Origin of the sequence: Photobacterium aquae (assembly GCF_001029445.1) — a bacterium.
Taxonomy (GTDB): domain Bacteria; phylum Pseudomonadota; class Gammaproteobacteria; order Enterobacterales; family Vibrionaceae; genus Photobacterium; species Photobacterium aquae.
The window spans coordinates 1-14,092 of sequence record NZ_LDOT01000007.1; the positions used below are offsets into that span (position 1 = coordinate 1).

Sequence of the window (14,092 nt, forward strand, 5' to 3'; positions counted from 1 at the left end):
GGGGCGGACCATACATTTTTTGTGGTTGAAGAAACAGCCACCCTTCAGGAATATATGCTACGCTGATCCCCAAGATACTTTCTATTCCTGTCCCTATGGCAATAAACACAGCCGTACGACGATGAGCCAGACAATGCAACCAGGTCAACTGATCCCGCTAATCAAAACCGTCCATGCCGCAACCTTTATTGAGTTACTTAGGAATTTCGAAACAGATATCTACCCGCTCCTGAAAACGGCCGGATTACCTGATGATATTTTGCGCGGCAAGCATGAATTCATCCCCGAAAAACCAGTAAAACACCTGCTGGGGCTTATGGCCGAGCGTGCTGAACCCGAACGCTACGGCGATTTGCTGAGAACCCTGATTCAAACCTACTTTATTCCCAAAATGCTACGGCATCTAACGAACCCACAAACCTTAGGGGAAGCCATTTTCCAGTTAAAAACGGCTATTCGCCATGATTCACCCTCGGCCAGTATTGACCTTGAGTATTTCAATCATGTGCCTTGGTTCTGTCGCTACAAGCAAAACGACCATTCCACCGGGTTCCTATGGGCTGAAATATTCTCGATCCTATTCCTCATTGAATTTATTCGCATGGCAGGTGAATGCGACTGGCAGCCCGCCTCTATCGCCATCCAATCAGATGATGCAGGCATTCTGGCGGCGGTGATTAACTGCCCCGAAACGGTTCTTTACGCCAAACGCCGTCTTTCCGCCGTCGAACTTTCCGAATCACTGCTCAACTCGCCGTTCAACCTTCCGGCACGATTTGACAGTATTCAGCAAGTGCCCCCCCACCAGCCCAATTTTATCGAGAGTTTATATCTGGCACTGACCCCTTATCTCGGGCAGCAATCATTCACTATCGAACAAGCTGCGGAACTGATGAATACCAGTGTCCGCACATTGCAGCGACGCCTCTCAGACGAAGGCACCACCTTCAAACAGGTCAGGGAAAACATCATGCTAACCACCGCCTGCCAAATGATGGAAGATAAGCAATTCTCCCTCACTGATATCGCCACCGAGCTGGGCTATGCGGATATCGCCCATTTTTCACGTGCATTCAAGAAACTGACCGGATTTCCGCCGCGAATCTACCGCCAGCGATTTTTATAACCGACATAGCAAAAAGCCAGTCGATTGACTGGCTTTAATGATGTTAGCTCGGTGGCCCTTAGCTTAAGCGGGTATCCTTATAGACTTGCCCCCCTTTGATAACCACCTTTATATTCTCCGCATTGGCGAGAATATCGAGATCCTCGACAGGGTTACCCTGCACAAACAGCATATCAGCGTATGCCCCTTCGCGTAGTACCCCAATCTCGCCTTCCGGGTATGGGTCGAGCAAACCTGACATCTTAAGCAGCTCCCCTGCATCTGAAGTGGCCTGCTTCAAGCCACGCAGCGAGCCAAAATATTTCTTGCGTGCTGAAAACTCAGCATTTTGGCGCGCATGTACCTCGGGCGTTCCAATAAGATCAGTACCAAACGCACATTTCAGACCATACTTTTCTACCAACTCTGCCTGCTTGAGCAACCCCTTGCCGACCCGCTCCGTCTTTTGATAAAGAATTTCGCTATCCAGCGGGATTTGACGGTGGGCGATCATCTCGGCGGTCGCATACTGCGGCACCACCCATACCTCTTTGTCCAAGCACATCCGGGCAATATCATCATCCATAAAGGTCGCATGTTCGAGAGACTTAACCCCTTCCTCAATGGCAATTTTCATCGCCGGCCCGGCATGAATATGGCTACATACGTAAGAGCCGTAGTTCGTTACCGTCTCGACAATCGCACGCAACTCCTCGCGGGTGTACTGAATTGTATCGAGCGGATCGAATAGCGAAGACGCACCACCACCGCCAAATACCTTGATATGCGATGCACCCATAAAGATTTGATCACGCGTCCGCTTAAGGCACTCCGGCACACCGTCCGCCAAAATCAAATGCCCCTGACGCATAAAGCTGGAATCTTCAATCCCTTGGTTGAACACCGAACGCTGGGCTCGGTTCTGACGATAATCAGCATGGCCGCAAGTTTGCGAAATCGCACCATAACTTGGGTAAATGCGAGGGCCAGGCACAAAGTCACTGTCGATACTCTGCTTGAGACCATAGCAATTGCTACCCACATCGCGCACCGTGGTAAAACCGCGCTCAAGCATTTGCTTGGCGATTACGGTGGAACGAATTGCCACTTCCTCTGCTGTCATTTTATCCAGCGCCAAAAACGTATCAGACATGGCAATGTGGGTATGCGCATCAATAAGGCCGGGGATCACCGTATAACCCGTAGCATCAATCACCTTATCGTACGCAACAGCAGGATCCTGCTGTTGAGCGATCGACTGGATCCTGCCGTCCTCAATACCGATATAGCAATCAACCGTCAGCGTCTCGCTGATCCCATCAAACAAAGAGACATTCTTAATCAATACTTTCATTGTCTTCTCACTTTTCAGGTGAAATCAATTTATTCAACAGTACGCAACCGACTCAAATCACCGCCGATGCGCAAGCGGCATCAATTTTTTCCAATTCAATATGATAGGCCTCGATAATCTTCTCAGCCGATGCATCAATATCAGCCACAGTGGTATGGCAGTTAAGCACCGAGAAAAGCATGGTTTTCAGCCCCTTGTACCCAGATGTAGACGGATAACAAAAACCTTCTTGCTGTAAACGATGGACAATACGTGCCGTCAGCACATTGCGAAACTCATCATCGCCTTTACCGAACTGAGCTGAGAATCGATTCGAGACCACATCGTTTAGGATGGTAATGCCGTCAACATTGCGTAGACGGTCGGCCATACGACGAGCCAAGTCACAACAGGTATCCAGGTGGTCTTCTATACCCTGCCTGCCAAGGGCCTTAATCGCCGCGTAAACCGGCACTCCACGGGCACGGCGCGACGCCGCGATACCAAAGTTAATGGCGTTGCGATCCGGCTTGGCAATGGCATCTGTCAAATAGGCCCCCATACTGTTGCCCCCCATCGCCTCAGCCAACAGGCTCGCATCACGCACAATTACCACGCCACTGTCATAAGGCATGTTGAACCACTTATGACCATCGGTATCCCATGAGTCGGCTTTTTCAATTCCTTTTAGCATCGGCTTTTGCTTTTCGCTCGCCGCCGACCACAAGCCTATCGCGCCATCGACATGCAGCCAGGCATTCGGGTGACGACTGACACAAGCTGACAACTCCTCGAACGGATCATAGGCCCCCGAATCAATACAGCCTGCCTGAGCACAAACCAATGTCGGGCCATCACATTGTGCAAGCACGTCCGAAATGGCATCAGGAATAATCCGTAGATTCTTGTCTGTCGGGATAGTCTTGATATCGCACTCGCCCATGCCAATCATCCACAACGCTCGCTTGATCGTTGAGTGGATCTGGTCACTCACCACCACGTTGATCCGTGGGGCGTCATAGAGTCCTTTTTTGGCGACATCCCAACCCGCCCGTTTCAGCAATGCATTGCGGGCAGTAATCAAGGCGGTATAAATCGCCTCCTGGGCGCCAGATGTAAAGCCTACGCCCGCAGTGTGCGGCAAGCCTAGCAATTCAAGTAACCACTCGGCGGCAGTTTCCTCGGCAACGGATGTCGCCGGGCTAGACACATAATATGGAACATTCTGATCCCAAGCGCTCACCAGCCAGTCAGCTGCAAGCGAAACCGGAAAACTACCGCCGATCGCGTATCCGAAATAACGCGGGCCACCTGACCCAATCAGACCCTGTTCGATATTCTCAGCCAATTCATCGATCACCAACTTGGCATCACTCGGTGTTTGCGGCAACGGGCCCCCAAGACGCGAACGCAATTCATCACTGCCGATCTGCTTGTCGATTGGGCGCTCTGGTAGCGATTCCAAATAGTCCACTGCGTGACCCATAGACGAATTGAGTAGTTCTCGATATTGGGTAAATTGATGGCTCATGACGTACCTCACTAACAATGAAAGTTACCGTCTAAATTAATGATTCTCTCCTCAATTACTTACCATTTCACGCCAATCCAACGCTAAAGTTTTGCGAGTTAATTCATCGTTTTGAACGAGCAAATGACCATTTTGTAGTGCTGATAGTGTTTATTGGGCATTATTCAAATGGGTTCATACGGGTTACACGGAAGTCGAAATGGAATTTACTCAAACAGGCATTATTCTAAAAACGGAAAAGTACAATCACTGCGTCCGTTTCTATTCCGAAATACTTGGTCTTTGCCTTGTATCTGAAAAAATTGAAGGTGAGTTCAGAATGTCTGAATTCAACTTTGGGGGAAGTTACCTGTTAATTGAAACCGGTGGTAAGGCAAGCCTTGAAGAAAAAAGCTCGACCGAAAATCCTACCGTATTAAGATTTGATATTCCTGATGCCAATATTGCTATTGCATATTTGCAAAATCATGGGGTTCAAACAGCATATTACACCTATGATTGGGCCAATATCATTATCATCATTGACCCAGATGGTAACCGTATTGAGTTAAAGGAAACAAAATGATCGGTTACCAACGAGACCAGTTAACGCTTCTTCTGTTAATGAAAATAATATTAACAACCACATTGCTGCCTATTGTGTGGGTATTTAGCAAGCAAACCCGCTATGAGTTCTACTTAACAAAACTAGCTAACTGGCTGCGTATCGCCGGTTTATATCGGTTAGCGATATATTTTAGCAATAAGGTATTTAAAAAGACAAAATCACAAGATAATAAATTCTGGGCGACTCACGTTCTAGCAATATCGTATCAATATGCTGGTGATCTAATTTTGGCAAAATGCTACTTCTATGCCGCTCGCGAAGATGCCAATGAATACCAAATGGGATTAAGCTACTATTATCATGGTAAGTTTATGGTCGAAATCGGTGAGTTAGATCTGGCTCAAGACTATTTCCGGCAAACCATAAGATTATGCTCAAATAACAACAATGATAATTTGCTCAAACAAACTCAAAGAGCACTAACAGGGCTTCACGAACTACAACAAACACTAAACCATCCTTATGTACACGGCGAAAACACACCTAACTCGATAGCACATAATGATACCTAAAAAAATAGTGAGCCATTATGGCTCACTATCTAGGGTGTGTCCCTCAACTCAGTATTTAAACAGGCTCACAACATCTTTAAGCTGATCCGCCTTGCCTTTTAACTGGTTGACCTCCAAGACAGAACAGCGGGTCGATTCCTTGTTTTCATCGGCCTTCTCACTCAAAGAGGTCACATTCAAAGCTAAATCTTCAGAGGCTTTGGCCTGCTCATTCACCAAAAGAGTAATTTCAGCCATCCCATCACTGACTTTGCTTATGTTCGTCTTGAAGTTTTCCAGTGACTCATTAGCCTGATCGGCAAAACGCGTGCTTTCATCTACACCAATCACTGCATGATGCATCATATCTGAGGCATCTTTAGTATCCGTTTGGATAGACGCAATCATTGTCCCAATCTCAATTGTTGCCGTTGCCGTTCGCTCTGACAACTTCCTAACTTCGTCGGCAACAACGGCAAAACCCCGCCCTTGATCACCGGCACGAGCAGCTTCGATCGCGGCATTAAGCGCCAACAAATTGGTTTGGTCTGCAATATCCTTGATCACCTCAACAATCGAGTGAATATCCTCAGCCTGCTGATCCAACTTCGCCAATTTATCAGTCATAATTAATGCTTCTTGCTGAACAGCTTTGATACTGTTTAGTGCAAGATTAATTGTTTTGACTGTACTCTCGGTCAAATCACCAAATTGTGACATTTCTCCACTAGCAGCCACAACGATCCCGGACACACTCTGTGAACTGGCAGATAATTCCTCAACAGCCGTTGCACCAGCGCGAACATCATGTGCTTGAGCGTCGTAACGGTCAGACACCTCCTCCATCAAATGTTCAAGTTCGGTACAATTATTGTTTACACTATTAACCGCTGTGTCGATATCTGTGATCTTCACCTGCAAGGCAGCCATGAATGTATTGAATGCCTTGGCCATCATGCCAATTTCATCACCGCTTCGAATACTCAAACGGCGCGTTAAGTCCCAATTGCCATTCGCTAAAGATGTTAATGTATCATTCAGCACATATACCGGATGAGTTATCTTGCGGCTAAACCACGCTGCAATAATAATCGATACTAATAGAAGAATTACAGCAAGAATCAGAGTATTAGTTATAACTCTTTTTTTCATATTAGCGATTGCAGCAATCGAAACATCGGCACCGATTACGTGTAATTCACCGTTCGAATTCCTAAACGGAATAAATATAGACCTGAAAACACCAAATTCTCCTTGGTATTCTTCATATTGAATCTGAGATGTTTCAAATGCTTTACGCATCATTGCTGGTACAATTTCGTACTCTTTATGATACCAATTTTTATAATCTCCGCGGCCAATTTCATCCGGTGATTTATTAACAGATGTATAATAAATCCGACCATTCTTCATATAAACTGAGTAGATATAGTCCAAACCAACTTTTTGGTTAAAATCAGTCAGTACCGACACAATACGATCATAATCATCAGCATGGTCGTTATTCATGCTTAAGAAGTCATCACCAATTATAGCTTGAGCCGCATAAGCCGACGTACGTAACTCAGAGTCATATGCTGAATAAGCTCGTTTCACTAATGTATTATAAGAGATTACGGATAACACACTAATAATCAATATTGCAACGAATAAAAAACAACCTGTAAGTTTGAATTGAAGAGAACGATTATAAAAAAGTATAGAATTCATGTTTATATTTATTGATATGATTAATTATACGTCCGTTTTTATAAAATGAAAGGTATTCAGGCTTTGATGCATACTAAACAGGTTTTATATTTCCTTTCCGTAATACAATAGCAACTCAAAGCGCATATTTGCTTCGTCTTATTAATAATATAAACACCTTTACAAACAAATTGAAAACACCCAAGCCCCAAAATACAAAAAGAGCAACCATTCAATTACAGGTTGCTCTTTAGGTATATATCAGGTTATTTATCCCAATATGATATATTTGGGCTGTTACTTATATTTATCGCCAGCAGCAGCTACAAATGCCATTTCGACAAGATAATCAGGATCCGCTAGCTCAGCTTTAACACAAGCACGGCTCGGAGCACAACCTTCAGGAAAGAAGGCATCCCAAATTTCATTTAACGCATCGAAATTGGCAAAATCAGTAACATAAATAGTTACCGACAAAATTCGCGATTTATCGCTATCAATCTTTGCCAAATTTGCTTCAGCCTGAGCAAGGATTTGTTCTGTCTGTCCTTTGATATCCGCTGAGGTATCGGTATCTGCCACTTCAACAAAATGTGCAATACCATTAAATACCGTGATATCAGACCAACGCTTACAAGGGTTAATACGGTGAATAGTCATAACTGCTCTCGGTTAGTGATTTAACCGCGTTATTTTAATAAAAAAACACCTTGTCACACAGTTTTTTCTCCTGCAACGCGGTGTTTGCTGCTGCTAATAAATCGCTTTGTCCGGATCAACTTCACCATATAGGGTATTGCACACATCCCCCAATGCGGGTTCTAAGTAATCTCGTATAGCATCAATGGAATCAGCCTGCCACATACACTGGCAGCATTTCTGGTAGTCATTGACGATGGTGGAACATAATCTCATCCCAGCGGGGGCTTCGCTGATGGCAACATCTGCCTTGCGCCAGAATCTTGCAGGATCTGTTATCTCATGCTCAATCACTATATACATGTGCATCGCCCCTTGAGATTCGTATCATGACATCTCACTACACCAGTCTCACTGACTCGACAATATAAGGATACAATCAGCAAAGTTACGATGTCAGGTCTGTCGTGTCCTGACACACCAAATCTGGCTGAAGTTTCTCAATCTGTCCGCGTAATGTGTGACTTATTTCTGCCTTGCTGTGAGTGTTGAAATCAAACATCACTATATCCGCTTGCCCATACGTTGTAATTTGCTGCTGCTGGCGGCTTACAATAATGTACTCCATCGTAAAACGGTCTTTATCCACAGCGCTGACCCGACTTCCAACCAGTAAGGTGTCCGGATAGGTTACCGGCAAACGATAACGGCTCTGAGTACCACTAAGAACGGGTCCAACACGGCTTTCCTTCAACTCTTCCATTAAACCAATATGGGTAAAATAATCTAACCGTGCCGTTTCAAAATAGCGAAAGTAAACAACGTTATTAACATGCTGCAATGCGTCCATCTCACCCCATGCTACGGGAATTTCTGTGATCACAGGGTATCCATCCAACAAGCTATCCATATTCGCCTCCTTGCCTTTTACTGAATTCTTAAACGTTTGTTTGAATATTAGTCCATAATTCGCACTCCCCCAAACACCCCATTATATTAAATGACTAGCACATTGATGATGTAACACACAGGTCAACGCCTACTTTTTAAACACAAATGAAAGCCGTGTGTAAATTTTCAACGTTAAACAACAATAAACTTGATTTTATAAAGGATTACGTAGGCTTTTGCGGTATTCTAGCAGCCCAATTTTATCCTGATGCCCAATGGCGGCGTCAGGAAAACCAAACAGGCGCCGAAGGGCCACATACACACTATGCTTTACGACAATAATCTTCCAATCCGCTATCCGAAAGGTAATTTCGCCATGGCGACGGTGTACAGTTTCACCGGCGCATCAATTCTGGCCTCTATCATTTTTTCCCTATTGCTGTTTTTGTCTATTGACGAAGACCCAATGATGCAAATCCTGTTCGGCGGACTCGCCGTTATTTTCGAATTAGGCAAATTTTTTGCCTGGTACGAATTTGGCGAACGTCGTGCACGCCGCAATTACACCGGTGCTTTTTCTGCATTTGCCTTTTATGCCGTATTAGCAGCAATCTCTATTGGTGGTTCGGTTGGCGGTATCAACAGCGCAACGAATCAGGCGCAAAGTCATGTCAATGTTCAGCAGAGCAAGATCAACAACTACAACATGCAAATTGAGGCGATTGAAGATCAAATCAAACTCAACAACGTCGCCGCTGAGAAATATATCCAAATGGAGCGTATCGCTACTGGTGTGACCCGTATCCAGAAAGAAAATGACAAACTGCGCGAACAACAAATGGCGTTGGCAGCAGAGCGCGACAGTCTACCGGTTGTCAGCCAAGGCTCTGTGATCGGCCTGATCGACAGCTTGGCTAAATCACTGCACATTAAGACCCAAACCGCCCAACTCGGCTTGGTGATTTTCCTTTCTGTTTTGCTGGATTTCTTTGCGGCTTTCTTTGTTGGGCTAATTGGTGAAGAGCTGCGTTTTCGCAACCAATTCAAAAACAACAATACGATTACCATCGATAGCTTTGCTAATTGTGAACCGAAAGAACCAGAGTTACTGACTCATTACTACCAAGGGTCTGATGAAGAGTTCTCAGCCGGTGATGAGCAGGCAATGACAAAACAAGCACCTGAACCTGTCGAGCCTAAAAGCCTCTATGAACAGGCTATCGATGCACTAAGCCAAAACAAGGTTAATTGCACCAAACGTGCTGTTACCCAATATCTGAAAGTAACCAACGAAGACGTCGATGAGCTATTCAAGCGCTTTATGGATGAAGGTATTGTCAGCAAGAAACCGAATAACCACTACCAATGGCACGGCGTAGCTACTTCTGAAAGCTAACATTTCGCATCACAGACAAAAAGCCAGAGTCGTACTCTGGCTTTTTTTTTGATGTTACGCAGTGAATCTTTATCACAAACAAGCAAACAAACCATTAACAATTAATTTAATTTCGCTTGATTGCTGATATCATTTTGATATTGGCACACATACCCATCAAGAATATATAAATTGAGAATAAACTCATGAAGATACTGAAAACGTCGATTCTTTCAAGCCTATTGCTACTTTCTGCAACTGTATCAGCACATGAATATAATGCAGGTTCACTGACCATTGACCATCCGTGGTCCAAACAAGTACCGCCATCATCATCCGTCGCAGCCGCCTTTTTTGATATTGAAAACCACACGAATAAAAACGATGAGTTGATTGCGGCTAGTTCTCCAATAGCAAAAACAACCGAACTACATGCTCATATACATCAAGACGGCATGATGAAAATGCGCGAAGTGCCTGCGATAACAATACCCGCCAATGGCAAAGAATCACTCAAACCCGGCGGTTTCCACATTATGTTTTTCGAATTGGCAGAAGTACCGAAACTAGGTGAAACCTTCCCGCTGACATTGACCTTCAAACATGCCGGCGAAGTAGAAGTAAATGTCAAAGTAGAAAAAGCAACATTCACTCCTAATAGTAATAAACAACCAGCAATGAACAGTGAACATGCACATCACTAAGATGATCCTGTGACAATACATCAGGCCGCGCTGCGGCCTGTTTGGGGAGATTGCCGCTATGCTCGCTCTTCACCAGATCCAAGGTTATATCCAAACAATCTATCTCGCTGAATATCAACACGGGCTACTTCTTCTCGATAGCGGCTGTTATGCTGACGTCCCCACCATATGCAACTTCATTGAGACACAACTCAAACGGCCAGTACATGATTTAAAGCTCACGGTAGTTACCCACATGCACCCTGATCATGCCGGGGGAGCAGCCAAATTACGGCAAGTAACCGGCTGTAGCATCGCCATGTGCCGTATCAAAAAACACTGGTATCAAGGAATAGACGGTAAATTAATGTTCCTAACCGATATTCTATTAGCTAAATGGGTCGCCAAACGACTCAAGCGTCCAACAAAGCGGCTGTTGTTCTCCCCGTGGCTCAAGGCGGATTTTCTACTAGACGACAATGAATATCTCCCCTATTTTCCTGACTGGAAAGTCCTCTTTACCCAGGGCCATACCGATAGAGACTTATCACTTTACCACCTGCCACTAAATCGCATCTATGTAGCAGATCTTATGGTCAAAGTTAAAGAGCACTATATTCCGCCTTATCCTATCTTTCATCCCAACCGCTACCGAGCATCTTTAGAACGTATCTTTCATCTAGCGCCTTCATCATTGTTACTCGCTCACGGGGGAGAAATAAGGCCCAGCCAATCAATCCAAACTCATATCCTGACACTGATCCCACACAAGCCAATAACCCATTGGCATTCAGTCAAGAGTAAGCTCTTCAAGGTATACCACTCTCTTGGCTTCAAATAAAAAAAGCCCTCTGTCATAGAGGGCTTTACGTTACGTCGTCACTTCAATTAATCACGGGCGTAACCGTTATTGTAATGCCGAACGTCCGGCACAATATTATGCTTATTCAACAAACGATACATGGTTGCGCGTGACACCCCCAGATCCTTAGCCGCCGAGGCAACTTGACCGCGATGGGTTTCCAACACCGCCACCAAAACATCCTTTTCAGCTTCATCTTTAATATTACGCAAGCTTTGTTTCAGATTCGCTTTGCTCGGCAAATCAAAGTGCTCCGCCCTCACCTCATTACCTTCCGCTAGCAAGGCCGCTCGTTTAACCTGATTAATCAGTTCACGCACATTACCCGGCCAGCTATAACGAAGCAGCAACTGTTTTGAATCCTCAGAAAATGTCGATGCCATCGTGCTATATTCACGCGCAAATTTCGTCAAGAAGGTTTCAGCCAAAAGGAAAATGTCAGATCCCCTTTCGCGCAGAGTCGGAACCTTAATATGAAAAACATTCAAGCGGTAGAACAGCTCCTTACTGAAATCACCGTTGGCAACAGCAGCTTCTAGATCTGCACTTGAAGAGGCAATGATGCGTATATCCGCCATATCCTCTTCTTCAATGCCTTCCATGGTTGGTGCTGTGAGGTACCCCAACAACACTTCCTGAAGCTCTTTTGACAATTCGTCCACATTGTCGAGCATCAAGGTTCCATTGAACCGCGTCCCATCCTCTTGACGATAGGAGCCATCAAGCAATGCCATTTGCTCATCATTACGGTTCAGCGCAGCACAGTTTACACAAACAAATTGGGTATTCTTACGTTTAGACAAATTATGAACAGATTTAGCAATCAGTTCTTTGCCCGTTCCATTTTCCCCTGTTAAAAACACATTGACCTCGGTCATTGCTACCCGACGGACCATATCTCGTAGTTGCTTGATTGATTTAGATTCGCCAAAAAGTCCCATATCGTGCTTAGACGTTATTTCAACCCAAGAACTGGCTTCAATCTGCAACATACCAAGCTGATGCCCTATCGTCGACAACAGATGGCTTCCCGGAACGGGAACAGAGAAATAATCGATACAGAAATTATTAATAAATTGACAAATAGCATCTGTATTTAATTGCTCTTTCTTTATAATTGCGATCCACTTAACTTGTTTGGTTTTATTTGCACGCAAAGAAATACTATTCAAACTAAAATCGTTATTACTTAAATCAACAACACAAATACATGGGCTATACTCCTCGAGAATTGAATCTACAGTCCGTAAATCATAACAACAATGGGTTTTCCAACCTGATTGTTCCAAGAGCGCAATCCAAGGTTCGTAGTTACAACCAATTGCAACCAAACGACCGTCAATTGTTTTGTTTTGACTTTGAGCCACCATCTAAGTCACCTTCTGTCAATTTATACTTATTATCGATGTATTAAAAATATAGAAGAGCTTTAACTATTTTGCAGCGTATCAACAGTAAGAAACCTTATATAAATCTAGTACATTTTAACTAAACATATAATATAAATATAATTATCAATGACTTATGAAAATCAAAATAGTTATATAAATACTGAACTTTTCATCGTCACTTAAAATTCTAACAAAACAAAAAAGCACTACATAACATGTAGTGCTTTCAAAAAGACAAAAAAGTTACATTTAAACAATTTTTATCATGCAACAGGTTTAATAACCACTGAAAAAGATCGCATTCTCCAATCGGTTATTAAATAAGTTTTGCTGGTTGAAACTCTTGATGTCCGCCTCAATATCTAATACCGTCTGCGTACTAATATGCGTATTATCAGCCGAGTTTTGGACCACATAACCGGAAACATCACTACTTGGTGTCCCCGTGACAATATTATTATCACCTATACTAACCACTTGAAGTGGATCTGAGTGATCATAGGTTCTACTTCCATCCTTGCTCTGTAATATACCATTATTGAATGTAAAATCAGCAATATGGGTAGACAGTACAGTTTCGCCATTAATCGCTGTATTTATGGATAATCCAATACTGATGATATTATTATCTAAAGATACAAAACCACCCCGCATAGATGACATTTCATCATCTGACAAACTTGTCAGACCCAAATTATCAACACCTATAAAATTAATAGATGCTTGTGCAATTATTGCTGTACTACTTATTGCTGAAGCGATCAATACACGAGTGAACTTTCTCATACAAGCCTCTAATATTCATTCGCACCAGGCAGAGTAATACTGAATGTTGACAGTGAATCTCTAACAACAGCCTCTGACGATGGTGAGGGGGTATATATATTATAGTTATCATCGGTAATAAAACTCTTCCTGCCAACTTTGGCCTGATTCTTTACCAACAATACTGCCCCTTTATAATATGATTTAAAATCTTCAATAGGCATAGTCAGCGTCCCTCTAGAGGGATCACCAAGTATGACATTCTTACTATTCATACCTTTAATTACAACAAAGTGCATATATCCATCAAAATTTACAATTGTTATTGCAGGTATACGAATTTTGTTAAATTTTTCAAGTGGGATATTATAACCATCTGCATCCAACCCTACAGATATTAGGTATTTTTTCATATCCAACATTGAAAAACCTTGTTTTTCTATTTTATCTTTGTCTCCATTTTTGAACATATATTCAAAAATAACATTTTCATGAGCTTCTATTCCGTAGTGAAATTGTAGTAATGAAGCAACAGCAGCAGATCCACAACTAAAGTCATATTGCTGCCGAAACACATCACCAAATAATTGCTCTTGATAGCTTTTAACCTCAACATTAAACCCGCCGCGATTCGGAAAATAATCAAGAGCGAATACATTCCCCGAAACAACGAGGCTAAGAAGCATCACTATATTTATCTTCATGCGCTTTGCTGCCTTATTGAGATAAC

At 43.5% G+C, this 14,092-nt stretch carries 15 protein-coding genes; 6 read left to right on the top strand and 9 right to left on the bottom strand.

Translation table 11 applies throughout. The annotated features are described in order from the left end of the window. Positions 1-133: 133 nt before the first annotated feature. On the top strand, positions 134-1,126 hold the full coding sequence (locus ABT56_RS07095; protein WP_047878284.1) for a helix-turn-helix transcriptional regulator: 993 nt from the start codon (positions 134-136) through the stop codon (positions 1,124-1,126). A 58-nt stretch (positions 1,127-1,184) separates the two neighbouring features. Here the strand turns inward: ABT56_RS07095 and ABT56_RS07100 are convergent, their stop codons facing one another. Together ABT56_RS07100 and ABT56_RS07105 are read right to left on the bottom strand one after the other, a co-directional pair. Further along, positions 1,185-2,459 (bottom strand): metal-dependent hydrolase family protein, encoded by a 1,275-nt coding sequence (locus ABT56_RS07100; protein ID WP_047878187.1) that lies wholly within the window; start codon positions 2,457-2,459, stop codon positions 1,185-1,187. Between the two features lie 52 nt (positions 2,460-2,511). Then, positions 2,512-3,969 carry a pyridoxal phosphate-dependent decarboxylase family protein gene (locus ABT56_RS07105; protein ID WP_047878188.1) on the bottom strand — a complete coding sequence of 486 codons (1,458 nt, stop codon included), beginning with the start codon at positions 3,967-3,969 and terminating at the stop codon, positions 2,512-2,514. Between the two features lie 199 nt (positions 3,970-4,168). On the opposite strand from ABT56_RS07105, the gene ABT56_RS07110 reads away from it, so the two are divergent. Together ABT56_RS07110 and ABT56_RS07115 are read left to right on the top strand one after the other, a co-directional pair. Then, positions 4,169-4,534 carry a VOC family protein gene (locus ABT56_RS07110; protein WP_047878189.1) on the top strand — a complete coding sequence of 122 codons (366 nt, stop codon included), beginning with the start codon at positions 4,169-4,171 and terminating at the stop codon, positions 4,532-4,534. Then, positions 4,531-5,088, top strand: coding sequence for a hypothetical protein (locus ABT56_RS07115; RefSeq protein WP_047878190.1), 558 nt, complete (start codon positions 4,531-4,533; stop codon positions 5,086-5,088). The genes ABT56_RS07110 and ABT56_RS07115 overlap by 4 nt, the downstream gene beginning before the upstream one ends. A gap of 48 nt (positions 5,089-5,136) precedes the next feature. Here ABT56_RS07115 and ABT56_RS07120 read toward each other — a convergent pair whose 3' ends face one another. The 4 genes from ABT56_RS07120 to ABT56_RS07135 form a co-directional block, all read right to left on the bottom strand. Further along, on the bottom strand, positions 5,137-6,777 hold the full coding sequence (locus ABT56_RS07120) for a methyl-accepting chemotaxis protein (protein ID WP_047878191.1): 1,641 nt from the start codon (positions 6,775-6,777) through the stop codon (positions 5,137-5,139). Between the two features lie 276 nt (positions 6,778-7,053). After that, positions 7,054-7,416, bottom strand: coding sequence for a RidA family protein (locus ABT56_RS07125; protein ID WP_047878192.1), 363 nt, complete (start codon positions 7,414-7,416; stop codon positions 7,054-7,056). A 93-nt stretch (positions 7,417-7,509) separates the two neighbouring features. After that, positions 7,510-7,758: a hypothetical protein gene (locus ABT56_RS07130; protein WP_047878193.1), complete on the bottom strand. Its 249-nt coding sequence runs from the start codon at positions 7,756-7,758 to the stop codon at positions 7,510-7,512. An 85-nt stretch (positions 7,759-7,843) separates the two neighbouring features. Next, on the bottom strand, positions 7,844-8,305 hold the full coding sequence (locus ABT56_RS07135) for an acyl-CoA thioesterase (RefSeq protein WP_047878194.1): 462 nt from the start codon (positions 8,303-8,305) through the stop codon (positions 7,844-7,846). Positions 8,306-8,611: 306 nt separating this feature from the next. On the opposite strand from ABT56_RS07135, the gene ABT56_RS07140 reads away from it, so the two are divergent. The 3 genes from ABT56_RS07140 (at position 8,612) to ABT56_RS07150 (ending at position 11,185) form a co-directional block, all read left to right on the top strand. Then, positions 8,612-9,682 (top strand): US12 family protein, encoded by a 1,071-nt coding sequence (locus ABT56_RS07140; protein WP_047878195.1) that lies wholly within the window; start codon positions 8,612-8,614, stop codon positions 9,680-9,682. A 185-nt stretch (positions 9,683-9,867) separates the two neighbouring features. Next, a complete protein-coding gene (locus tag ABT56_RS07145; RefSeq protein WP_047878196.1) occupies positions 9,868-10,365 on the top strand; it encodes a copper chaperone PCu(A)C in 498 nt (165 codons plus the stop codon). A gap of 58 nt (positions 10,366-10,423) precedes the next feature. After that, the gene (locus ABT56_RS07150; protein WP_047878197.1) at positions 10,424-11,185 is read left to right on the top strand and encodes an MBL fold metallo-hydrolase; all 762 of its coding nucleotides are present in this window, start codon (positions 10,424-10,426) and stop codon (positions 11,183-11,185) included. Between the two features lie 47 nt (positions 11,186-11,232). Here ABT56_RS07150 and ABT56_RS07155 read toward each other — a convergent pair whose 3' ends face one another. From ABT56_RS07155 to ABT56_RS07165, 3 genes are all read right to left on the bottom strand, one after another. Next, on the bottom strand, positions 11,233-12,576 hold the full coding sequence (locus ABT56_RS07155; protein WP_047878198.1) for a sigma-54-dependent transcriptional regulator: 1,344 nt from the start codon (positions 12,574-12,576) through the stop codon (positions 11,233-11,235). 297 nt (positions 12,577-12,873) lie between these two features. Then, on the bottom strand, positions 12,874-13,383 hold the full coding sequence (locus ABT56_RS07160; RefSeq protein ID WP_047878199.1) for a hypothetical protein: 510 nt from the start codon (positions 13,381-13,383) through the stop codon (positions 12,874-12,876). 8 nt (positions 13,384-13,391) lie between these two features. Next, entirely contained in the window at positions 13,392-14,066 is a 675-nt protein-coding gene (locus ABT56_RS07165) for a C39 family peptidase (protein WP_047878200.1), read from the bottom strand. Positions 14,067-14,092: the final 26 nt, after the last annotated feature.